Here is a 22305-nt window from a genome sequence, read left to right as displayed (position 1 = left end):
GGCCGGGCGGCCCCCGCGCCCCCCACACCGGCCTGAGCAGAGCTGAGCAGCTGGCCAGAAGTTCTTTGCTCGTCAGGCGGCCCGCCCCGGCTCTGTTGTTCGTGGAGCGAAAGCCACGCTGGTACGGCCAGTTCGTACGTACGTGCCTTCGCTCCGAACGCACCGTTGGGTCCGTGGTTCCCTTGCTGTGGTTGCGTTCCAGCGTGGGGGCGGACCTGCGGCTGTGCGTCACGGAGCCGTGATGACCTGGCCCGCCCAGGAGAGGCCGCCACCGAAAGCGAAGATCAGGACTGGCTGGCCGGACGGGAGCTCGCCGCGTTCGGCCATTTTGGACAGTGCGAGCGGGACCGAGGCGGCGGACGTGTTGCCGGAGTCCACCACGTCGCGGGCGATGATGACGTCGTCGCGCAGGTCGAGCCTGCGGGTCATGGCCTCGATGATGCGCAGGTTGGCCTGGTGCGTGACGATGCCCGCGAGGTCCTTGGTGGTGATGCCCGCGCGTTCGCAGGCCTGGGCGGCGACGGCGGGGAGCTCGCTCGTGGCCCAGCGGAACACGGCCTGGCCTTCCTGGGCGAACCGCGGCTGCCACTCGCCGACGAGGCGGACGGCGTTGTTGCGGGTCGGGTCGGAGCCCCAGGTGACCGGGCCGATCTGGGGGTCGTCGGTGGCGCTGACGATGGCCGCGCCCGCGCCGTCGCCGAGCAGGATGCAGCTGGCGCGGTCGGTCCAGTCGGTGAGGTCGGACATCTTCTCGGCGCCGATGACCAGGGCGTGCCGGGCGGCGCCGGCCCTGATCGTGTGGTCGGCGGTGGCGAGGGCGGTGCAGAAGCCGGCGCAGGCGTTGTTGAGGTCGAAGCAGACCGCGTTCGGGATGTTCAGGCGGGCCGCGACCTGGGCGGCGGTCGACGGGCAGCGGTCGATCGCGGAACAGGTGGCGACGATGACCTGGCCGATGTCGGACGGCGCCAGCCCGGAGGCGGCGAGGGCCTTGGCCGCCGCGCCCGTTGCCATGTCGGCCACGGACTCGTCGTCGGCGATGTGGCGGGTGGCGATGCCGGTGCGCTGGCGGATCCACTCGTCGTTGGTGTCGACCATCTTCTCCAGGTCGGCGTTGGTCAGCACGCGCTGCGGCTGGTGGTGGCCGAGCGCGACGACACGGGATCCGGACAAGGTGGGCTCCTTCGGCGAGACTGCTGGCCCGGCGAATATAGCAACCGATCGGTCGGTAGCTAAAGAGGTTAGGATCTGTGTGTGAGCCCACGTCGTTCCGTCGCCGACACCCTCGAGACGCGGCAGCGCATCCTCGAACGGAGCCTGGCCATCGCGTCGGCGGAAGGCTTGGAGGGGCTGACGATCGGCCGGCTCGCCGACGAGCTGGGGATGAGCAAGGCCGGTCTGCTGGGCCATTTCGGCACCAAGGAAGGCCTCCAGCTCGCCGTGGTCGACGAAGCCGCGGCGGTGTTCTCGCGGGAGGTCCCTGAGCGCGTCAAGCAGGCGCCGTCCGGGCTGCCGCATCTCCGCGCTGTCTGCGAGGCGTGGGTCTCCTACCTCGAACGCGAGGTGCTGCCCGGCGGGTGCTTCTTCACCGCGGCCACGACGGAGTTCGACGGACGCGACGGGCGGGTGCGGGACGCGCTGGCCGGCATGAACGCGTTGTGGCGCAGGGATCTGCGGATCCACATCCGGCGCGCGATGAGCTTCGGCGAGCTGCCGCAGGACACCGACGTCGACCAGCTGATCTACGAGATCGTCGGGATCATGCTGGCGCTCAACCACTTCCTGCAGCTGGAGCACGACGCCGCCGCACCCGCCCGGGCCCGCAAAGCGATCAGGCGGCTGCTCGGCGGGTGAAGTCGTTCACGATCGCGGCCACCTCGGCGGGCTGTTCGGAAACCATGCCGTGCGTCGCGTCGATCTCGTGCACGCGCACGTTGGGGCAGACCAGCGGAAGGTCGCGCCGCAGGCCCGCGCGGTGAGCGTCCAGCAGCGGCACGAGGTTCGGTGGCACTGGCAGGTTCTTCGTGGCCAGCACCAGCAGGAACGGCGCCGTCACCGCGGCGAAGACCGGCAGGGCGTCCGCGAACTCCGCCGATGTCCGCCACACGCCGGTGATCTCGCGGTTCGGGCGCGTGATCATCTCCTGCTGCGCGGCGAAGATGGCGTCCAGCTCGGCGAGGTCCGCCTCCAGCCGCTCGTAACGAACGTAGTTGGCCGGATCCGTTGCGGCCGCACGATGTCCGTCCAGGCTGACCGCCGCCGGGCAGTCGGAGTGCCGCCGCGCCCACATCCCGGCGAGGATGCCGCCGAGCGAGTGCCCGACGACGATCGGATTGGTCAGTCCGAACTGGACAGTCGTGGCCTCCAGGTCGTCCAGCACCGCGTCCCACTCCCACGGCCCGTCCGGAGACTGACCGTGACCGCGCAGGTCGACGGCCACGCAACGCCCGTTCAGTTGTGGCGCAACGGAGTCCCACGCCGACATGGCACCTCCGGCGCCGTGCAACAGCAGGTGCGGCGGGCCGTCGCCGCCGAAATCATGAGCCGCGAGCTTCACAGTTCTCTCCGGTGGTCGAGGCGGGCACGGATCGAGGCGACGGTGACGCCGCCGTCGGGGTGACGCGCGAGTTTGTGGCGGCTCACCAGGTCGTGAACGCCCTGCCGGGTGATGCCGAGCATGGCGCCGGCCACCCCGAACGACACGCCCTCCTTGCTCGGGTGCCCGGCCCGGCGCGCGGTGACGCGGCCCAGCGGCGTCGCCCACCACGCGTCCGGCGGGTCGAACGGCGCGTCGCCGGGGTAGAGGACGGCCATGAGCCTGATGGCCAAGCCTTTGGCCAACGCGTCGTCATCGCCCAGCAGCTGAGCCGCCCACATCTCCGCGTCGGCGGACACGGAAGACCGCAGGCCGACGAGGTCGGCCTGCGGCAACAGGATCTCCAGCGGGTCGAGCAGCCGGCTCGTCACGAGCCGGATCAGGTCGTCGCGCAGGTCCACGTGTTCCGAGGTGGTCGCCACTTGACAGACAATAGCAAGTACTTGACGCCTGCCGTCAAGTAGTTAGGCCGCCCACATCTGGACCGGCGCGATGTAGCCCCAGGTGTAGAGCTGGTTCGCGCCGTCGTAGCTGCCGTCCGTGCCCGCGCCATAGGTGTCGTGGACGTAGAACGAGCCGTTGTCGTGGTAGCCGATCACCACGGACAGGTGGCCGGCCGTCGAGCCCCACGAGCCGCTCATGATCACGAACTTGCCCTGGTCGATGAACGCGCGGACCTGGGCCGGGGTGAAGTTGCCCTGCTGGACCGCGGCGCCGTTGCGGGCCAGGAAGTCGCGCTCGGACTCCCAGGAGGCGCAGGGGCGGGCCGGGTTGCCGCCGCAGTAGTAGCCGGTGATCCAGCCGTGCGCGCCCTTCCAGCTGCCGGTGCGCGACCAGTCGTTCATGGTGCGGTTGAAGGTGGTGCCGCGGTTGCTGAACTCGTCGGTGATGTAGCGGCCCCACTTCGACCAGTGCGAGGACGGCTGCGAGACCTGCACGCCGAACTCGTTGGGCAGCTGGTAGGTGACGAGGTCGATCACGGCGCTGGTCGGGCCGCAGGAGGAGTTGCCGTTGAACTCGTTGCGCGTGTCCCACAGCTGGTGGATGTACTCGGCGCGGTTGAGGCGGCCCATCGTGGTGACCTGGCCGTCCAGCGTCGACGCCTTCAGCCCGGCGGCCTTCATGTAACCCTTCTGCGGGCTGCCGACGACGGCCTCGGACCCGTTGAGAGCGGTCAGCGCGTAGTTGAACGACAGACCCTCGACGACCCGGGACGCCTTGCCGGTCCCCAGTTCCTGCACGTAGACGCCGTTCAAGCCGTCGAACTGGTTCGGCCCGAGCAACTTGTCGGACACGCAACCCATGACCTCGTAGGCCACGCGTGCGCCGTCGGTGCTCCACACCGCGCTGCGGTAGTGGTTTCGAGTCTCGCCGACCAACGACCGGACGACACCGTCTTCCGAGACCAGGCCCAGGTACTGCGGCTCCGCGCCACCACAGCGGTAGATCTCGTTGTGCTTGATGAAGCTGACGTGCCGCTCGCCCAAGATGTCGACGAGCTTGAAGTCGCGGTACAGAGCCGTCGAGTCACTGCTGATCAACGGCTTCGCGGCGCCGGACTTCAGGTCGAAGCGGACCAGCGAGCCGACGTAGGTGCTGTCGTCGGCCGCGTCCGGGTGCTGCACGGCCAGCAGTCCGGTGCCGTCGGAGGTGAAGCCGAGCAGCTGCGGTGCGCGGCCCTTGAGCTTGCCCGCGACCACCCCGTCGACGACCACGTTCTCGCCGTCCGCATAGGCCAGGACAGAACCGTGGAACACGGCCGACGTGATCGCGCCGCGGGCGATGAAACGAGACTTGCCGTAGCGGTCGAACGTCTGCACGGACGTGCCGTAGGTGCCGTTGAAGTCGGAGATCACAGCTGCGGACGAGCCGTCGGCCGATGACGTCGAACGGACTGTGTACGCCGGGTCGGAAACCTGGACGGTGGCTCTCTTGACGCCACCAACGGTCACGTCGTAGCCGGTGTCCGAACGGACGGCCTGCGACAGCGACGGGCTCTCGGAGTAGGGCTCGGCGGCCTGAGCGGGGGACACGGCGGCGGCCAGCGTGCCGAGTGCCACCACCAGGGCCAGGGAGGTTTTCGTCATGGGTCAAACGTCATGCCGCGTGGCATGTGTTCGGTATGCGTCCGGTAGTTACGATCGGGATCGTGGAGTTCCGCGTGCTCGGGCCGCTGGAGTGTTACGCCGATGACGGCGTGCGCCTGAGCCTCGGCCCGCCCAAGCAACGGGCGGTGCTCGCGCTGCTGCTCGCCCAGCCCGGCCGGGTGATCTCCGTCGACCGGCTGATCAGCGTGCTGTGGGACGACGCGCCGCCCAAGACCGCGCTGAAGAACCTGCAGGTCTACGTCTACCAGCTGCGCAAGATCGTCGGCTCGCGGCTGCTGTCGCGCGCGCCCGGCTACCTGATGTCGATCGACCCGGCCGAGCTGGACCTGACCCGGTTCACGGCGCTGCTCGAACTGGCCCGCGAGGAACGCACGCCGCAGAGCTACCGCGAGGCGCTCGCGTTGTGGCGCGGTCCGGCGCTGGCCGATCTCGCCGCCGCCGGGCTGCTGCGCGGGGTCGTCGCGCAGCTGGAGGAACTGCGGCTGGCCGCGCGGGTCGAGTGCGCCGAGGCCGAGCTGGACCTGGGCCGGCACGTCGAGATCGTCGCCGACCTGAACGAGTGGGTCCGCGAGCACCCGTTGCACGAACGCCTGCGCGAGCAGCAGATGGTGGCGCTGCACCGCGCCGGACGCGCGGCCGAGGCGCTGGCCGCGTACCAGGAGTGCCGCCGCGTGCTCATGGACGAGCTGGGCGTCGAGCCGGGAGAGTCGCTGCGCAGGCTCCAGGCCGAGATCCTGCGCGCGAAACCCGTTGGCGTGTCGGCGATCCGGCAGCTGCCGCCGGACGTGGTCACGTTCGCCGGCCGGTCGCGCGAGCTGAACCTGATCAAAGCCCAGCCCCGGCAGGACCGGGTCGCGGTGTGCGTGCTCACCGGGCAGGCGGGCATCGGCAAGTCCGCCCTCGCGATCCGGGCGGCGCACGAGATCGCCGCGCGGTTCCCGGACGGCCAGCTCTACGCCGACCTCTCCGACGGCGCCTCCGACCGGGTCCTGAGCCAGTTCCTGCGCGCGCTCGGCGAACGTCCCGGCGACGAGGAGGCCTTGCGCTACCGGTCGTTGACCGCGTCCCGGCGGTTGCTCGTGGTGCTGGACAACGTTTCCACCGCGGCCCAGGTCAAACGCCTGCTGCCCACCGGTCCGGGCTCTGCCGTGCTCATCACGTCCCGCCGCCCGCTCACGTCGCTGCACGGCGCCTCCTACGTCAAGCTCGGCGCGCTGCCGCTGGAGGACGCCTTCCAGCTGCTCGAAGGCGTGGCCGGGAAGGTCGACGACGCGGCGGAGCTGGTGCGCTGGTGTGGCGGATTACCGCTGGCACTGAGGATCGCGGGTGCCCGGCTGGCCGCTCGTCCACAGTGGACCGCGCCGCTGCTCGCGGCACGTCTGGCGGACGAGACGCGCCGGCTCGACGAGCTGAAAGCGGGCGACGTCGCGGTGCGGTCGGCGTTCGAGGTCAGCTACGCCGAGCTCGGATCCACTGATGTGGCAAGGGTTTTCCGGCTCCTCGGCCTGCTGGACGGCCCGGACTTCGCGGTGGCGGCGGCACGGGCGCTGACGGACGTGCCGGACGTGGAGGAACTGCTCGGCGAACTGGCGGACGCGCACCTGGTCGAGGAACCCGTGCCCGGCCGGTTCGCCCTGCACGACCTGCTGCGGTTGTTCGCGCGGGAGCGGTGCCGGGGCTCGGAGTCGTCGGCCGAACGCTCGCTCGCGCTGGAACGCCTGCACAAGCACTACCTGGAAGCCCTGGCGGACAACCCGACCGACCTCTGGCTCGCCGAGGAGCGCGAGAACCTGATCGCCGCCGCGCACCAGGCCTCGCCCGCCGACGCGGTCGCGTTCGCGGCCGGGCTGTCGTGGTACTTCCGCCGCCGCTCCGAGGTGGCGGACTGGGCGGAGCTGAACACCCTCGCGCTGGAAGCCGCCCGCACGCTCGGCGACGTGCGCGCGGAAGCGTTGGCGTTGAAGGAGCTCGGCGCGGCCTGCGAGCGCGGCTTCAAGTTCGCCGAGGCCCAGCAGCACTGGGCGGCGGCACTCGGCCTGGCCCGCTCGCTGGGCGACCGGCAGCTCGAAGCCGTGACGCTCAACAACCTCGGCATCGTGCACTGGCGCCGCCGCGACCTGCCCGCCGCCGTCACCTCGCTGGAGGCCTCGCTGACGTTGCGCGAGGAGCTGTCCGACTCCCAGGGCGCTGCCTACGTGCGCACCAACCTGGGCCTCGTGCACGCGGCGCTCGGCGATCTCCCCGCCGCTTTGGGTTGCTACGAGGAGACTTTGACGACCTTCCGCACGTGCGGCGACCGTTCCGGTGAGCTGCATGCGCTGGCGAACATGGCCGACGCGCACCGCCAGCTGGGCTCGCTGGACCAGGCGCTGGAGCTGTCCGAGGAGGCGCTGCAGCTCGCGCGATCGGTGGGGGACAGGCAGATCGAGGCCGGTGTGCTGCTCGACCGCGGCACCGTGCACGAACTCGCGGGACGCACCGAAGAGGCCAAGGCGTCGTACCGCGAGGCGGTGGAGCTGTCGCGGCGGATCGGTTTCCGTTGGGGTGAGACGGAGGCGTCGCGCAAGCTGGCGGGGCTGGGCACGGCCTAGTCTGGGTCACGTGGAACTGCTGCACCTCAGGTACTTCGTCGCGGTCGCGGAGGAGCTGAACTTCTCGGCGGCCGCGCGGAAGCTGCACATGGCCGCCTCCCCGCTGAGCCAGCGGATCAAGGACCTCGAGCACGAGCTGGGCCGCAGACTGTTCGACCGCAGCACCCACCACGTCGCGCTGACCGACGCCGGCACCGCGCTGCTGCCGATCGCGCGGGACGTGCTCGACCGCGTCGGGTCGATCAAGTGGCAGCTCGACCAAGCCACGAAACCCAGTCGCACCACCGTGTTCGTCGGCATGCCCGCGGGCGTCCACCCGGCGTTGCGGGAACGGGTGAACCTGCTGGCCGAGCGGGTCGAGGAGCGGTTCGAGCTCAAGCGGTGGCCCGGCACGACGCCCGATCTGGTCGCGGCGGTGAAGAACGGTGAGCTGGCGATCACGCTCGCACGGCTGCCGGTGCAGGAGGCCTCTCTCGACACCCTGCACGTGATGACGGAACGCCTCGGCGCGGTGGTGCCGGCCGACCGGTTCGCCGGGTACACCGAGGTCAAGCTGGCGGACCTGACGAACCTCGCGTATGCGCGATCGCCGGACGAAATAATGCCCGCCTATTTCGAGCAGCTCGACCGGCAATTGGACGATTTGGGAGTGAAGAAGCGAATTCAGCTGACGCACACCGGTTACGGCGGCGTGAGCGAGCTGGTGTCCGGCGGGCTGGCGTTCTCGATCTCGATGCTGGACGAGAACAGCGCCATGCAGGGCTATCGGCTGGAGAACATGCAGGTCCTGCCCTTCGCGGACTTCCGGGCCCAGCTCGACACGGGTCTGCTGTGGCGCCGCGACCGGGCCGGTCAAGACCTGGCGGAGGTCGTGAAAGCCGCCAGGGAGGTCTTCGCGGAGGCCCTTGTTCGCTAAAAGAATGGTGTGACCGCTGTGGTCATACCATTATGAGCGACATGATCGTTCCCTTTTTCCCTGTTCGCGCCTAACTTCGGTTGTGCAAGAACGAACAGGTGCGAAAGGACGAACGATGATGGACATCACCACCGGCCCGCTGGACGGCGTCCGGGTGATCGACCTCTCGACCGTGGTCATGGGCCCGTACGCGGCCCAGATCCTCGGAGACCTCGGCGCCGACGTGATCAAGATCGAGTCGCCAGCGGACACCGTCCGCGTCGGCCAGTACCGCACCACGCCGGGCATGACGCCGCTCAACCTCAACGTCAACCGCAACAAGCGCAGCGTCGCCCTGAACCTGAAGGACTCCGACGACCGCGAGAAGGCGCTCAAGCTGATCGACACGGCCGACGTGCTGATCACCAACATGCGTCCCGGCGCGCTCAGCAGGCTCGGCCTGAACTACGCCGACGTCGCCGAGCGCAACCCCGGCCTGATCTACGCCCACGCCCAGGGCTTCCGCGGCGACTCCGACCGCGCCGGCAACGCCGCCTACGACGAGACCGTGCAGGCCGCGTCCGGGCTGGTCGACATCGCGAACCGCGCGATCGGGCGGCCCGTCTACCTGCCGACGATCATCGGCGACAAGGTGTCGTCGCTGACCATCGCCTACAGCGTGCTCGCCGCGCTGGTGCACCGGAACAACACCGGGCAGGGCCAGCGGATCGAGATCCCCATGACGGACACGATGATCGCGTTCAACCTGGTCGAGCACCTCGCCGGGCACGCGTTCGAGCCGGAGCAGGGACCGACCGGGTTCAACCTGTCGATGGCCAAGGGCCACCACGCCGTGCACACGAGCGACGGGCTCGCCTGCGTCGTGCCGTACAACCCGCAGAACTTCCGCGACTTCTTCGCCGCCGCGGGGCGTCCGGACCTGGTCGAGGACCCGCGCATCTCCGGTTACATGATCGACCCGGCGGACTCCGACGACCTCATGCACCTTGTCGACGCGTGTGCGCCCGCGCTCACCACCGAGGAGTGGGGCGAGGTCTGCGAGAAGCACAGCATCCCGTTCGCGCCGGTGCTGGAGCTGGATCGCGCTCACGAGGACGAGTACGTCCGCGACGGTCACCTGCTCGACGTCGTGCAGCACCCGAGCGAGGGCGCGATCCGCTCGATCGGCATTCCGGTCCGGTTCTCCGCGACGCCGGGTTCCATCCGCCGTCAAGCGCCCCTGCCCGGCCAGGACACCGCTGACGTTCTCGCAGAAATCGGAGCCTGAGATGACTGTCGTGCGCACCGAGCGAATCGGCTCGGCACTGCTGATCACGATCGACCGGCCGGAAGCCCGCAACGCGGTCAACGCCGCGGTGGCCGCTGAGCTGAGCAACGCGTTGGACGAGCTGGAGAACACCCCGGAACTGCGCGTGGGCGTGCTCACCGGAGCCGGTGGGACGTTCAGCGCGGGCATGGACCTCAAGGCCGCGTTGAAGGGCGAGTCGCCGGAGATCCCCGGCCGCGGGTTCGGCGGGCTCACCGAGGCTGTGCTCACCAAGCCGCTGATCGCCGCGGTCGAGGGGTTCGCGATGGGTGGCGGGTTCGAGCTGGCACTGGGTTGCGACCTGATCGTCGCCGCCGAGGACGCGAAGTTCGGGCTGCCCGAGGTGAAGCGCGGCCTGATCGCCGCCGGTGGGGGAGTTGTCCGGCTGCCTGAGCGGATCCCGCACCACCTCGCGATGGAGATCCTGCTGACCGGCGAGCCGGTCGACGGTCGGCGTGCCGGAGAGCTGGGCTTGGCCAACCGCGTCGTCGCGAACGGTGAAGCCGCCGCGGTCGCGTTGCAGCTGGCCGCCAAGATCGCCGAGAACGCGCCGCTCGCGTTGGCCGCCGTCAAGAACGTGGTGCGTTCGCGGGATCGCTGGGCCGCGCAACGCGCCGAGGCCGCTCGCTTGATGACCACGGCCGATGTCCGCGAGGGCATGACCGCGTTCGCCGAGCGCCGCGCTCCGCGGTGGACAGGACGCTGACATGAACCTCGGAATCACACCTCTGACCGCTCCCGCGTTTCCCGCGGTGCAGCCACGGTTCTACGACCGCGAGTACCTGAACATCGTCTACCGCACCGATCCTGAGGCCCTGCGCGCTGTCGTGCCGGCGCCGCTGGAGATCGACGAGCCGCTCGTCCGGTTCGAGGTCATGAAGATGAACGACGTCACCGGCTACGGCCCGTACACCGAGGCCGGGCAGGCGATCCAGGTCGTCTTCGACGGCGAGCGCGGCGAGTACCTGCACGCGATGTACCTGGACAGCTTCGCCGCCACCGCGTCCGGCCGCGAGGTCAGCGCGTACCCGAAGGTGATGGCCACTCCGAACCTGTACGCCGACAACGGCGCGTTGGTCGGCACGTTGGACTACGGGACGCTGCGGGTCGCCACCGCGACCATGGGCTACAAGCACTACGAGCTGGACCGGCAGGCCGCTGAGGCGGAGATCACGGTTCCAACCTTCATGCTGAAGACCATCCCGGACTATGACGGAACGCTCAGGGTGCAGGAGCTCGTGCGCACCGAGATCACCGACGTCGTGGTCAAGCAGGCCTACACCGGCCCGGCGCGGCTGCAGCTGTTCCAGCACGTCCTCGCGCCGCTCGCCGACCTCCCCGTACTGGAGGTCGTGTCCGCCAGTCACATCATCACCGACCTGACGCTCGCTCCCGCCAAGCCGGTTCACAACTACCTGGAGGGGAAATGACCAAGGTCGCAGTGATCGGTGCCGGTGTCATCGGTCTGTCGTGGGCGAAGTTGTTCGTCGAGCACGGGCTCACGGTGAGCGTCACCGACCCGCGTCCGGACCTCGCGGATGTCGTCCCGGCCGGTGTGCAGGTCGCGGCGAGCGTCGCGGAAGCCGTGCGGGACGCGGACTTCGTGCAGGAGAACGGCCCGGAGAACCTGGAGTTCAAGAAGAACCTCTTCGCGGAACTCGTGCGGGAAGCCCCGGCGCACGCACTGCTGCTCAGCTCGTCGTCCGCGATCCCGTCCACCGCCTTCACCCAGGGCATCGACGGCTCGCGAGTCCTCATCGGACACCCGTTCAACCCGCCGCACCTGATCCCGCTGGTCGAGGTGGTGCCGGGCGAGCAGACGAGCGAGGAGTCCGTCCAGAAGGCCGTCGTGTTCTACCGCTCGCTCGGCCGCACGCCGGTCGTCGAGCGCAAGGAGATCCCCGGCTTCGTCGGCAACCGCCTGCAGGCCGCGCTGTCCCGCGAGGCCAACTACCTGGTCGAACAGGGTGTCGTCACCCCGGAAGACCTCGACGCCGTCGTGACGAACTCGCTCGGCATCCGCTGGGCCACCGTCGGCCCGTTCCTCGGCGCCCACCTCGGTGGCGGCCCCGGCGGCTACCGGCACCTCGCCGAGCACATCGGCAAGTCCATGCAGGGCCTGCAGCTCGGCACCCCGTCCGACAACCCCGAACAGCTCATCGAAGCAGTGGAAAAGGCTTACGGCTCCTCCACGTACTCGGCACTGGCCGAGACGCGCGACCGCAAGCAGCTCGCCGTTCTGACGGCATTGGAGGAGAACTGACATGGAACGCCTGGAAGACCAGCTGGTGGCCGACTTCTACAACTACGAGGCGCTGCTCAGCGACGAAGAGCGCAAGATCCTGCTGAGCGCCCGCGAGTTCATGGCCACCGAGATCAAGCCGATGGTGAACGAGTACTGGGCGAAGGGCGAGTTCCCGCACGAGCTGATCGGCAAGTTCCGCGGCGCCGGCCTCACCGCGCTGTCGTACGAGGGCTACGGCGAGCACCCGGAAGCAGTCAGCAACCTGCTCACCGGCATGCTGGCCATGGAGATGACCCGCACGGACGCCTCCGTCGCCACGTTCTTCGGAGTCCACAACGGACTCGCGATGTACTCGATCTACGCTGGTGGCGACCAGGAGCAGCGCGACCGCTGGCTGCCGGCCATGGCCGCGATGGACAAGATCGGCGCGTTCGCGATGACCGAGCCGCTCGGCGGCTCGGACGTGGCGGGCGGCATGCGCACCACGGCGAAGCGCGACGGTGACACGTGGATCCTCAACGGTGCCAAGAAGTGGATCGGCAACGCCACCTTCGCCGACTACGTGGTCGTGTGGGCCCGTGACCTCGACGACAACAACGTCAAGGGGTTCGTCGTCGAGAAGGGCACGCCCGGCTTCGTCGCGGAGAAGATCGAGGGCAAGATCGCGTTCCGGATCGTCGAGAACGCCGAGATCACCCTGACCGACGTCCGCGTGCCGGAGGCCAACCGGCTCCAGCGCATCAACTCGTTCCGCGACGTGGCCGAGATCCTGCGCGCCACTCGTGGCGGCGTCGCCTGGCAGGCCCTGGGCGTGATGATCGGCGCCTACGAACTGGCCCTGGCCTACGCGAAGGAGCGCAAGCAGTTCGGCCGCCCGATCGCGCGGTTCCAGATGGTGCAGGACCTGCTGGTGAAGTCGCTGGGCAACATCACCGCCTCGTGGGGCATGCTCGTGCAGCTCGCGAAGCTGCAGGACGCGGGCATCTTCCAGGACGAGCACTCGTCGCTCGCCAAGGCGTTCGTCACCTCCCGCATGCGCGAGGTCGTGGCCTGGAGCCGGGAGATCTTCGGCGGCAACGGCATCGTGCTCGGCTACGACGTGGCGCGCTTCTTCGCCGACGCCGAGGCGATCTACTCGTTCGAGGGCACCCGCGAGATGAACACGCTGATCGTCGGCAAGGCGATCACGGGCCAGAGCGCCTTCGTGTGATCGCTAGCGGGGATAGGTGTGGATCTCCGTTGCTTTGAGTGAAACCCACAACGCGTCGCCGGGCTGCAACCGCAGCTCGGCGACTGTCGCTGTGGTGACGTCGGCGAGCACGGGCGGGTTGCCGTCGAGTTCCACGCGGGTGGTGTGCGCGTGCTGCTCGATCCCGGAAACCACTGCCTGCCAGGTGTTTCGCGGACTGCCGGCGGGCCTTTCGGGGAACAGGCTGACCGCGGACGGAGGGAACACCACGTGCACCGGGCCTTGCGCGGGTTCGGCGATCGTGAGCGTGCCGCCCTCGTCGAGCCGGACCTCGGTGTCGTGCGCTGTGCCGCGGTAGAAGTTGAGGCCGACGAGGTGTGCCACGTAGTCGGTCCGCGGTTGCCGGACGACGTCACGCGGGGTGCCCTGCTGGACCAGGCGGCCGTCCTCGATGATCATGATCCGATCGGCCAGCACCATGGCGTCCAACGGGTCGTGCGTGACCAGCAGCGTGTGGCCGGGGTAGTTCTGCAGGTGCCTGCCCAGTTCGGAACGCACGCGCAGGCGGGTACTGGCGTCCAGAGCTGCCAGCGGTTCGTCGAGGAGCAGCAGTACCGGTGAGGTCGCCAGGGCACGGGCCAGCGCGACGCGTTGAGCTTGGCCACCGGACAACGTGCGGGGCTTGGCCTTGGCGAAGTCGGCGAGCCCCACTTGTTCCAGCCGTTCGAGTGCGAGCGCGTTCGCCTCGGCCTTGCGGGTGCCGCGAGCACGCAGCCCGAACGCGACGTTGTCGAGCGCGGTCATGTTCGCGAAGAGCAGGTAGTCCTGGAACACCACGCCGATGGGCCGTTTCTCGGCCGGCAGACCGTCCCAGGTGGACCCGTTGTGCGTGATGTGGCTGGAGCTGTCGATCAACCCGGCCAGGGCGCGCAGCGCAGTGGTCTTGCCCGCGCCGTTCGGGCCGAGCAACGCCACGACCTCGCCCGGCTCGAGAGTCAGGTCGAGCTGGAGCGAGAAGCCGGCGCGTGAGACGCGAAGTGAGGCGTTGAGTGTCATGAAGGCCCGCTGATCCACTTGTCGCGCAGCCCGGCCAGCACGGCGACGGACACCAGCAGCAGCACGATGCTGAGCACGATCGCCGCGTCCGGATCGGTCTCCAGCGCCAGGTACACGGCCAACGGCATGGTCGTCGTCCTGCCGGGGAAGTTGCCCGCGAACGTGATCGTCGCACCGAACTCGCCGAGCGCCCGCGCCCAGCACAGCACGGTTCCCGCGACGACCCCCGGCATCACACTCGGCAGGGTCACGCGCCGAAACGTCAGCCAGCGCGACGCACCCAGAGTCGCGGCCGCTTCCTCGAAACGCGGATCCGCGGCACGCAAAGCACCTTCGACCGAGATCACCAGGAACGGCATCGCGACGAACGCCTCGGCCAGCACGACACCGGCAGTGGTGAACGGCAACGAGATTCCGAACCACTGGTCGAGGTGCTGGCCTAGGACACCACGTCGGCCGAGCACCAGCAGCAACGCCACACCGCCGACGACCGGCGGCAGCACGAGCGGCACGGTGACGAGAGCGCGGAGCACACCCCGTCCCGGCAGATCGCTGCGCGCGAGCAACCACGCGAGCGGCACGCCGAGCACGACGCAGACGACGGTGGCCAGGGAGGCGCAGATCAGCGAGAGCCGCAGCGCCTGCCCGACCTCCGTGCTGAACAGCTGTGCGGGCAGGGTCGCCCACGGCGCCTTGATCAGCAGTCCTGCCAGCGGTACGAGCAGGAACGCGAGCCCGACGACCGCCGGAAGGACGAGGACGACTGGCAGCCTGGACCTCACGGTGCGGCGAAACCTGCTTCGGAGAGCACCTTCTTGCCCTGGTCCGACAACACGTAGTCGATGAAAGCCTTGGCAGCGGCGGCGTTCGGCGCCTTGTCCAGTGGCGCGATGGGGTAGTCGTTGACCGCCTTCTCGGCTTCCGCGAAGTCCTTGCCCTCGACCTTCTCCCCGGCCGCCTTGACGTCCGTGCGGTAGACGAGCGCGGCGTCGACCTCACCCAGCGACACCTTGGTCAGCACGGCCTTCACGTCCTGCTCCAGCGTGTCCGGCGCCGCCGTGATCCCGGCCGCCTCGAACACCTTCCTCGACGCCGCCCCGCACGGCACCTGCTCCGCGCACAACGCGATCTTCAGGTCCGCCTCGGCGAAGTCCGCGAGCCCGGTGACCTTGCCGGGATTGCCCTTGGGCACAGCGATCTGCAGCGTGTTCTTCGCGAACGTCGTGGGCGTCGCGGTGACGGCCTTGGTCTCCGTCACCTGCTTCATGTTGGCCGGAGCGGCGGACGCGAACACGTCGGCCGGCGCGCCCTGGTTGATCTGCTGTGCCAGCGCCGAGCTGCCCGCGAAGTTGAACGTGACCTTCGCACCGGGGTTCGCGGCCTCGAACTCCTTGCCCAGCTTCTGGAACGACTCGGTCAGCGACGCGGCCGCGAACACCGTGACGTTCCCGGAGACGCCGGTCTGCGCGGGTGCCGGTGAACCGCAGCCGGCGAGAACCAGAGCCGCCACCGCGAGCACTCTCTTCAACTCAGGCCTCCGGGATCTCGACGACGACGTGCGTGGACTTGATGGACGCGACGGCGACGCTGCCGACTTCGAGGCCGAGCTCGTCGGCGGACTCGCGACTGATCAGCGACGTGATGCGGAACGGCCCGGCCTGCATGTCGACCTGCGCCATCACCCCGTCCTTCACGACCCTGGTGACGATGCCCTTCATCCGGTTGCGCGCCGACGCCGCCACGGTCGTCCCGGGCTCGGCGACCTCGGTCATCTTCTGGGCGAACTCCGCGAGCTCCGTCCCGCTGACGCCCTTGCGCCCGTTGTCCAGCACGACGGACCGCAGGCGCCCCTGATCAATCCACCGGCGCAGGGTGTCGTCACTGACCCCGAGCAGGGCGGCGGCTTCGCTGATCCGCAGATTCGGCACGATGGGGAGTCTATGTCCGCGTTTGCGGAACTCTCAACTATTTCGAGCAGCGGAAGCCGCTAGGAGTCGAGGGAACCCGACTTATCGGTGGCGTCTCACCTGGTGACCATCGGCGCTTCGCATCACCGCCGATGCCCACAAGGGGAGTCATGCATTTACGGGTCGTGGCCGCTGTTCTCCTGCTGGCCACGGGATGTGCCGCCGAGCCCGCGAGAGGCCCCGGCGGCGACCCCATCAAGATCGGATACCTCAACAACGCGTCCGGCGCGTTCGCGGTGCCGGAGCTGCAGACCGGTGCCGAGGTCGCCGTCGCGCACCTCAACCGCAAGGGCGGCGTCCGCAACCGCCCGTTCGAGCTGATCACCTGCCCGACGGACGGCACTCCGGAGCAGTCCGCGGCCTGCGCCGAGAAGTTCGTCCGCGACAAGGTGCAGGTGGTCGTGCAGGGCGTCGACACCGGCGCCGACGCCGCCATGCCCACGCTCAGCGACGCCGCCATCCCGCTGGTCGGGCACGTCCAGTTCACGCCCGGCCTGATGAACCACAAGAACGCCTACTTCTTCGGCGCCGCGGCCGTCGCGTACGGGACGGCAGCGCTGAAGTACTACGCGGACCAGGGCGTGAAATCCGTCGCCTGGCTGCTGCCCGAGTCGCCGATCACGCACGCCTTCACCGACACCGTGCTCACCCCGTCGGCCAAGCGGTTCGGGCTGAGCTACCGCTCGGTCTACTACCCGGCGGACAACCCCGGCTGGGCCGGCCTGGCCCGCCAGGTGCACACCGCGGAGGCGTCCGGCAGCATCGCCGCCACCGAGGAGCAGTGCACGCACCTCGTCCGGTCGCTGCGGGAGTCGAACTACGAAGGCCGGATCCTCGCCGCGTCGTGCACCGGGCTGCCGAAGTCGGTGGGGAACCAGTCGATCGGCGTCGAGCTGTCGTCGGACTTCTGGCACCCGACGGACCCGCTGTCCGCGCCGCCCGCGAACCAGGACGAGATCGAGGAGTACCGCGCGGCGATGAAAGAGGCGGGGCACGACGAACCCGTCGCGGGCGCGGTGGTCTCGTTCGCCGACATGATGACGCTGGCGCGAGTGCTGTCCACTTCGGACGGAACGCCCGAGCTGGCGTTGAAGTCCGTCAAGAACCTGGACAGCTTCCTCGGCCCGCAGATCACGTGCGACCACGCGTGGCTCGGCAACTCGGCGTGCAGCACGGCGGTGTTGTTCTACCGGTTCCAGCCGAACGGCGCGTTGAAAGCCCAGATCCCTGACTTCATCGAGGTCGCCAAGCTGGGGTAACCTGACGACTTGAAGAATTCTTCAATTCGACAGGTTGTGGTGTCGTGAACGAGTTCAGGGACAACCTCCTCGCCCGCATCGAGCAGGCGGAGGAAGCAGTGCGCCGCGCGGAGGAGCAGCAGGACGTGTACGCCGCTGAGACGCACGGCGCCGACCTCGCCAACCTCCGCCGGCTCGCCGCCGAACACGGGGTGAAGTAGCCCGTGCCGGTTCCGCTGTACCAGGCCAAGGCCGACTTCTTCCGCATGCTCGGGCATCCGGTCCGCATCCGGGTGCTCGAGCTGCTGCAGGACGGGCCGAAGGCCGTGCGCGAGCTGCTCGCCGAGATCGAGGTCGAGGCCTCCAACCTCTCGGCCCAGCTCGCCGTGCTGCGCAGATCGGGGATCGTCACGGCGACCCGCGAGGGCTCGACCGTGGTGTACGCCCTCGCGGGTGCCGACGTGGCCGATCTGCTCAGGGCCGCCAGACGCATCCTGACCGAGTTGCTGGTGGGCCAGAACGAGCTGCTGGCCCAGCTGCGCGAGGAACCCGCGTGAGCTTCCTGCCCACGACGAAGGACTGGGTGGCCGCGCGGCCGAAGGACCTCCTCGCCGGGCTCACCGTCGCGGTCGTGGCGTTACCCCTCGCGCTGGGCTTTGGCGTGGCGTCCGGGCTCGGCGCCGCGGCCGGGCTCGCGACGGCGATCGTCGCGGGCGCGCTGGCGGCGGTGTTCGGTGGTTCGAGCCTGCAGGTGTCGGGGCCGACCGGTGCGATGACGGTGGTGCTGGTGCCGATCGTGGCCCGGTTCGGGCCGGGCGGGGTGCTCACGGTCGGCCTGCTGGCGGGCGTGCTGCTCATCGGGCTCGCGCTCGTGAAGGCAGGCCGGTACATGCGCTACGTGCCGGCGCCGGTGGTCGAGGGCTTCACGATCGGCATCGCCGCCGTGATCGCGTTGCAGCAGGTGCCCGCCGCGCTGGGCGTGCCGACACCGGACGGCCACAACGTCGTGGTGAACGCCGTGCGCGCCTTCGGTTCGGGTCCGGTCTGGCCTTCCGTCGCACTCGCGGCGGGCGTGGTCGTCGTCATGCTCGCCGGCGCACGGTGGCGGCCGGCGATCCCGTTCTCGTTGCTGGCAGTGGCGGTCGGCACGGTGGTCGCGGAGATCTGGTCGTTGCCGGTGAGCAGGATCGGCGCGTTGCCGGCGACCCTGCCCGCACCAACTCTGTCCTTTGTGGACCTCGATGCCGTGTGGACGCTGTTGCCCTCCGCGGTCGCCGTGGCGGCGCTGGCGGCGCTGGAAAGCCTGCTGTCGGCGACCGTCGCGGACGGCATGAGCGTGAACCAGCGGCACGACCCCGACCGTGAGCTGTTCGGGCAGGGCGTCGCGAACGTCATCACGCCCCTGTTCGGCGGCGTTCCGGCGACCGCGGCCATCGCCAGGACGGCCGTCAACGTCCGCTCCGGCGCCGGGTCCAGGCTCGCCTCGCTCGTGCACGCCGCGACGCTCGCGTTGATCATGCTGGTCGCGGCACCGCTGGTCGGCCGCATCCCGTTGGCGGTGCTGGCCGGCGTGCTGCTGGCGACGGCGATCCGCATGGTCGAGGTGGGTTCGGTGCGGGTGCTCGTGCGGGCGAACCGCGCGGACGCGCTCGTGCTCGTCCTCACCGCCGCCGCGACGCTGGCACTCGACCTGGTGACGGCGGTGATCGTCGGCCTCGTGGTGGCGGGCGCGCTGGCGTTGCGCGCGGTGGCGAGGTCGGTGCGGATCGACGAGGTGCCGCTCGACACCGGTGATCACGCGCTGGAGGAACGCGCGCTGCTCGCCGAGCACATCGTGGCCTACCGGCTCGACGGACCGCTGTTCTTCGCGGCGGCGCACCGGTTCCTGCTGGAGCTGACCGAGATCAGCGCGGTGTCGGTGGTGATCCTGCGCATGTCGCACGTGACCACAATGGACGGAACCGGTGCGCTGGTGCTGCGCGACGCCGTGGAGAAGCTCGAACAGCGGGGCGTCACCGTGCTGCTGTCGGGTGTGCGGGACGAACACCGGCGCCAGCTGGAAAACCACCCGGTACCGATGTTCGCCACCACACCCGAAGCCATCGACCACGCGCGCAACCGGCTGCGCCAGGCCGGACTTCTCTAGCTGTTCCGGCGTCTGCAAGTACCACCAACTCCGAGTTGGTGGTACTTGCGGACGCCCTCAGCTGTGGCCGGCGATGCGGTGCGGCTGGTAGGCCGACTCCAGCTGCCGCACCTCGTCGTCCGTCAGCTCCACGTCCAGCGACGCCACCGCGTCGTCCAGCTGCGCGAGCTTCGTCACGCCGACGATCGGCGCGGTGACCACCGGGTTGCGGTGCAGCCACGCCAGCGCGACCTGCGCCCGTGACACGCCCCGAGCGGCCGCCACCTCGGCCACCCGCGAGACGATCGCGCTGTCCGACTCGGTGTACAAAGTGGACCCGAACTCGTCCGTCTCGGTGCGAGCCGTGGTCGAGTCCCAGTCACGGGTGAGGCGGCCGCGGGCCAGCGGGCTCCACGGGATGACGGCGACTCCCTGGTCCGCGCAGAACGGCAGCATCTCGCGCTCCTCCTCGCGGTAGAGGAGGTTGTAGTGGTTCTGCATCGACACGAACCTCGTCCAGCCGTTCTGCCGCTGCGTGAACAACGACTTGGAGAACTGCCACGCGTACATGGACGACGCACCGATGTAACGCGCCTTGCCGGACTTCACCACGTCGTGCAGCGCTTCGAGCGTCTCCTCCAGCGGTACGGACGAGTCGAAGCGGTGGATCTGGTACAGGTCGACGTAGTCCGTGCCCAGCCGGCGCAGCGAGTTGTCGATCTCGGCGAAGATCGCCTTGCGGGACAGGCCCGCGCCGTTCGAACCGGCGTGCATGCGGCCGTTGACCTTGGTGGCGAGCACGATCTCGTCGCGCCGCGCGAAGTCCTTCAGCGCACGCCCGGTGATCTCCTCCGAGGAACCGTCCGAGTAGACGTTCGCGGTGTCGAAGAAGTTGATGCCGGCGTCGAGCGCCGCTTTGATGAACGGTCGCGACTCCTCCTCCGGCAGCGACCACGGATGGCCTCCGCGCGCAGGATCTCCGTAACTCATCATGCCGAGACAGATCTCGGACACGTCCATGCCGGCGAGCTTGGTGTAGCGCATGGTCAGCCCCTCAGGAAAAACGACGATCACGGTCGGGTGATGGCGGCAACAACCCGTGCAACATCAACCTAGTCCCGGTCGCCGGATCGTGCCCCTCTTTAACACGACAGTGGCACTCAGGCCGTCACAGCTGACCTGCGGGTTTAGCTTCCTCGTGTGACGAGCATCGATGTGGTCGCGCCGCCGCGGGACGTGCTGGCGTGGAGCCGGGCCATGATCGACACGCCGTGGAAGGCCGCGATCGCCACGCTTCCGGACGAAACGCGCGAGGTCGTCGAACACCACAGTCCGGACTTCTCGACCGCCGCACTGGCGTTGCTCGCCGCCGACTGCATCGGCGACGCCACCCAGGCGATCCGGGTCGCGACCGCGCTGGAGCTCGCCGTCCAGCACGAACAGCTGCACGCCGACCTGATGACCCGCGCGGTCAGCCGCGGCCACCGGCCGAGCGCGTGGGTGGCGTTCGGCGACGACCGGGCCGTCTCCGCCGCGGACGCGTTGATCTCACTGGCTTTCGGGCAGCTCACCAAGCCCGAGGTGATGATCCTCAACGCGGCACTGCTGTCCGTTGTGGACGGTTATGTGCAGGAAGTCGAGATGGACGAACGCGACGACGTCGACATCGCCGAGTACCTGGGCGTCGCGGCGGCGAAGCACTCGACGCTGACGGCCTGCGCGTGCGAGCTCGGCGCGTTGTCCGCGGGCGGGTCGCGCAGCCAGGCCGACCACCTCCGGGAGTTCGGCGACGACATCGGCCTGGCGCGCAAGCACGTCGACGACGTCGAGGCGATCTGGGGCGGCGCCACGGTCACCGGTCGTCCGCTCTACGACGACCTGCTGCACCGCCGCCGCACGCTGCCCGTGGTGGCGGCGATCCACTTCGGCACCGACGTCTACGCCACTGATGCCGAACCGCACGAGCTGGCCGCCCGAATCGAGGAAGCGGGCGGGCGGAAGTGGTGCGAGCAGCAGGCCGAACTGCTGCTCGCCCGCGCCCTCAACCACCTGCGTCAGTCGCGGCCGAGGGCGCGCGCGGCGGACGAGCTGTTCGGGCTCGCCAGGGAGTTCACGACCGCCAGGTGTGCGAAGGCTCGAACCCCAGCACCCGCCGTGCCTTCTCAATCGACAGCAGAGTCTCGTGAGGACCGAACTCCCTCTTGAGCGGCACGCCCGGATAGACCTTCGCGACCAGCTCGTCGTTCGGCGTCGTCATGCACGTGTCGGCGTTCGCGATGATGAACACGTCGAACCCCGTCGCGTCGTGCCGCAGTGCCTTGCGCACGGCCTGCGCACCGTCGCGTGCGTCGATGTACGACCAGAGGTTCCACTTGCGCGAGAGCGGGTCGGCGTCGAACGGGAAGCGCTCGTAGTCGTGTGGCTCCATCACGTTCGAGAACCGCAGCCCGATGATCTTCATCTCCGGCTCCCACCGGCAGAACTGCTGCGCGAGCGTCTCGTCGACGAGCTTGCCCAGCGAGTACGACGTCTCCGGGCGGCCCGCGTACTCCTCGTCGATCGGGATGTACGGCGGGGGAGTGTCGAACGGCAGCCCGAGCACCGTCTCACTGGAAGCCCACACGACGTTGCGCACCTTGGCGAGCCGTGCGGCGGCGAACACGTTGTAGGTGCTCGTCACGTTGTTGTGGAACGTCTTCGCGTTGGGCGCGACACCAGGGCCGGGGATCGCGGCCAGGTGCACCACGGCGTCGAGCCCGGCGTACCTGTCGTCGATCCCGCTGATCGCCTCCACGACCTGGCCGTAGTCGGTCAGGTCGACCCGCGTGAACTCGCCGCCCTGGGGCGTCGGGGGAGCCGCCTGGTCGAGGTTGTGCACCTCCCAGCCGTGCTCCAGCAGATCGGCCACGACAGCACGGCCGAGCTTGCCGCTGCCTCCGGTCACCGCGACACGTTGAGTCATGACTCAATT

23 protein-coding genes are annotated in these 22305 nt (G+C 69.3%); 13 read left to right on the top strand and 10 right to left on the bottom strand.

The window, feature by feature from the left end:
* Positions 1 to 228: 228 nt before the first annotated feature.
* Positions 229 to 1170 carry a beta-ketoacyl-ACP synthase III gene (locus ABZX92_RS25575; RefSeq protein ID WP_355564195.1) on the bottom strand — a complete coding sequence of 314 codons (942 nt, stop codon included), beginning with the start codon at positions 1168 to 1170 and terminating at the stop codon, positions 229 to 231.
* 81 nt (positions 1171 to 1251) lie between these two features.
* On the opposite strand from ABZX92_RS25575, the gene ABZX92_RS25570 reads away from it, so the two are divergent.
* Entirely contained in the window at positions 1252 to 1851 is a 600-nt protein-coding gene (locus ABZX92_RS25570; protein WP_355564192.1) for a TetR/AcrR family transcriptional regulator, read from the top strand.
* On the opposite strand, the gene ABZX92_RS25565 is transcribed toward ABZX92_RS25570, so the two are convergent.
* Genes ABZX92_RS25565 through ABZX92_RS25555 form a run of 3 tightly spaced genes read right to left on the bottom strand, consistent with a single transcriptional unit; the run spans position 1829 to position 4680 of the window.
* On the bottom strand, positions 1829 to 2554 hold the full coding sequence (locus tag ABZX92_RS25565) for an alpha/beta hydrolase (protein ID WP_355564189.1): 726 nt from the start codon (positions 2552 to 2554) through the stop codon (positions 1829 to 1831). The two genes, ABZX92_RS25570 and ABZX92_RS25565, sit on opposite strands and share 23 nt — an antisense overlap.
* Entirely contained in the window at positions 2551 to 3015 is a 465-nt protein-coding gene (locus ABZX92_RS25560; RefSeq protein WP_355564186.1) for a hypothetical protein, read from the bottom strand. The genes ABZX92_RS25565 and ABZX92_RS25560 overlap by 4 nt, the downstream gene beginning before the upstream one ends.
* Positions 3016 to 3057: 42 nt before the next feature.
* On the bottom strand, positions 3058 to 4680 hold the full coding sequence (locus ABZX92_RS25555) for a C39 family peptidase (protein WP_355564184.1): 1623 nt from the start codon (positions 4678 to 4680) through the stop codon (positions 3058 to 3060).
* Between the two features lie 62 nt (positions 4681 to 4742).
* Here ABZX92_RS25555 and ABZX92_RS25550 point away from each other — a divergent pair, with 62 nt between their 5' ends.
* From ABZX92_RS25550 to ABZX92_RS25520, 7 genes are all read left to right on the top strand, one after another.
* Positions 4743 to 7292: a BTAD domain-containing putative transcriptional regulator gene (locus ABZX92_RS25550; RefSeq protein WP_355564181.1), complete on the top strand. Its 2550-nt coding sequence runs from the start codon at positions 4743 to 4745 to the stop codon at positions 7290 to 7292.
* A 10-nt stretch (positions 7293 to 7302) separates the two neighbouring features.
* Positions 7303 to 8208 (top strand): LysR family transcriptional regulator, encoded by a 906-nt coding sequence (locus tag ABZX92_RS25545; protein ID WP_355564178.1) that lies wholly within the window; start codon positions 7303 to 7305, stop codon positions 8206 to 8208.
* 115 nt (positions 8209 to 8323) lie between these two features.
* Positions 8324 to 9475, top strand: a complete 1152-nt coding sequence (locus tag ABZX92_RS25540; protein ID WP_355564175.1) for a CoA transferase — start codon at positions 8324 to 8326, stop codon at positions 9473 to 9475.
* Between the two features lies 1 nt (position 9476).
* Positions 9477 to 10220 carry a crotonase/enoyl-CoA hydratase family protein gene (locus tag ABZX92_RS25535; RefSeq protein ID WP_355564172.1) on the top strand — a complete coding sequence of 248 codons (744 nt, stop codon included), beginning with the start codon at positions 9477 to 9479 and terminating at the stop codon, positions 10218 to 10220.
* A gap of 1 nt (position 10221) precedes the next feature.
* Positions 10222 to 10944, top strand: a complete 723-nt coding sequence (locus tag ABZX92_RS25530) for an acetoacetate decarboxylase (protein ID WP_355564169.1) — start codon at positions 10222 to 10224, stop codon at positions 10942 to 10944.
* Positions 10941 to 11777 (top strand): 3-hydroxyacyl-CoA dehydrogenase NAD-binding domain-containing protein, encoded by an 837-nt coding sequence (locus ABZX92_RS25525; protein WP_355564166.1) that lies wholly within the window; start codon positions 10941 to 10943, stop codon positions 11775 to 11777. Before ABZX92_RS25530 ends, ABZX92_RS25525 begins: the two co-directional genes overlap by 4 nt.
* A gap of 1 nt (position 11778) precedes the next feature.
* Positions 11779 to 12969, top strand: coding sequence for an acyl-CoA dehydrogenase family protein (locus tag ABZX92_RS25520; protein WP_355564163.1), 1191 nt, complete (start codon positions 11779 to 11781; stop codon positions 12967 to 12969).
* 3 nt (positions 12970 to 12972) lie between these two features.
* Here the strand turns inward: ABZX92_RS25520 and ABZX92_RS25515 are convergent, their stop codons facing one another.
* Genes ABZX92_RS25515 through ABZX92_RS25500 form a run of 4 tightly spaced genes read right to left on the bottom strand, consistent with a single transcriptional unit; the run spans position 12973 to position 15932 of the window.
* Positions 12973 to 14004 (bottom strand): ABC transporter ATP-binding protein, encoded by a 1032-nt coding sequence (locus tag ABZX92_RS25515; protein WP_355564160.1) that lies wholly within the window; start codon positions 14002 to 14004, stop codon positions 12973 to 12975.
* Entirely contained in the window at positions 14001 to 14786 is a 786-nt protein-coding gene (gene modB / locus ABZX92_RS25510; RefSeq protein ID WP_355564157.1) for a molybdate ABC transporter permease subunit, read from the bottom strand. The genes ABZX92_RS25515 and modB overlap by 4 nt, the downstream gene beginning before the upstream one ends.
* Complete coding sequence (gene modA, locus ABZX92_RS25505; RefSeq protein WP_355564154.1) at positions 14783 to 15532, bottom strand: molybdate ABC transporter substrate-binding protein; 750 nt, start codon at positions 15530 to 15532, stop codon at positions 14783 to 14785. Before modA ends, modB begins: the two co-directional genes overlap by 4 nt.
* 1 nt (position 15533) lies before the next feature.
* On the bottom strand, positions 15534 to 15932 hold the full coding sequence (locus tag ABZX92_RS25500; protein WP_355564152.1) for a helix-turn-helix transcriptional regulator: 399 nt from the start codon (positions 15930 to 15932) through the stop codon (positions 15534 to 15536).
* A 164-nt stretch (positions 15933 to 16096) separates the two neighbouring features.
* On the opposite strand from ABZX92_RS25500, the gene ABZX92_RS25495 reads away from it, so the two are divergent.
* Genes ABZX92_RS25495 through ABZX92_RS25480 form a run of 4 tightly spaced genes read left to right on the top strand, consistent with a single transcriptional unit; the run spans position 16097 to position 19355 of the window.
* Positions 16097 to 17230, top strand: coding sequence for an ABC transporter substrate-binding protein (locus tag ABZX92_RS25495; RefSeq protein ID WP_355564149.1), 1134 nt, complete (start codon positions 16097 to 16099; stop codon positions 17228 to 17230).
* A 44-nt stretch (positions 17231 to 17274) separates the two neighbouring features.
* Positions 17275 to 17430: a hypothetical protein gene (locus ABZX92_RS25490; RefSeq protein ID WP_355564146.1), complete on the top strand. Its 156-nt coding sequence runs from the start codon at positions 17275 to 17277 to the stop codon at positions 17428 to 17430.
* Positions 17431 to 17433: 3 nt separating this feature from the next.
* Entirely contained in the window at positions 17434 to 17766 is a 333-nt protein-coding gene (locus ABZX92_RS25485; RefSeq protein WP_355564143.1) for a metalloregulator ArsR/SmtB family transcription factor, read from the top strand.
* Positions 17763 to 19355 carry a SulP family inorganic anion transporter gene (locus tag ABZX92_RS25480; RefSeq protein ID WP_355564140.1) on the top strand — a complete coding sequence of 531 codons (1593 nt, stop codon included), beginning with the start codon at positions 17763 to 17765 and terminating at the stop codon, positions 19353 to 19355. The genes ABZX92_RS25485 and ABZX92_RS25480 overlap by 4 nt, the downstream gene beginning before the upstream one ends.
* A gap of 57 nt (positions 19356 to 19412) precedes the next feature.
* Here ABZX92_RS25480 and ABZX92_RS25475 read toward each other — a convergent pair whose 3' ends face one another.
* On the bottom strand, positions 19413 to 20378 hold the full coding sequence (locus ABZX92_RS25475; protein WP_355564138.1) for an aldo/keto reductase: 966 nt from the start codon (positions 20376 to 20378) through the stop codon (positions 19413 to 19415).
* Positions 20379 to 20534: 156 nt separating this feature from the next.
* Between ABZX92_RS25475 and ABZX92_RS25470 the strand changes: the two genes are divergently transcribed.
* Positions 20535 to 21539 (top strand): polyprenyl synthetase family protein, encoded by a 1005-nt coding sequence (locus ABZX92_RS25470; protein WP_355564135.1) that lies wholly within the window; start codon positions 20535 to 20537, stop codon positions 21537 to 21539.
* On the opposite strand, the gene ABZX92_RS25465 is transcribed toward ABZX92_RS25470, so the two are convergent.
* On the bottom strand, positions 21445 to 22296 hold the full coding sequence (locus ABZX92_RS25465) for an NAD(P)-dependent oxidoreductase (protein WP_355564132.1): 852 nt from the start codon (positions 22294 to 22296) through the stop codon (positions 21445 to 21447). The two genes, ABZX92_RS25470 and ABZX92_RS25465, sit on opposite strands and share 95 nt — an antisense overlap.
* Between the last annotated feature and the right edge of the window lie 9 nt (positions 22297 to 22305).

This window comes from Lentzea sp. NPDC006480 (genome assembly GCF_040611995.1).
In the GTDB taxonomy this organism is placed as follows: Bacteria; Actinomycetota; Actinomycetes; order Mycobacteriales; family Pseudonocardiaceae; genus Lentzea.
Note: the sequence above shows the minus strand (reverse complement) of the source record. Positions and strands in the feature narration are given on the sequence as shown.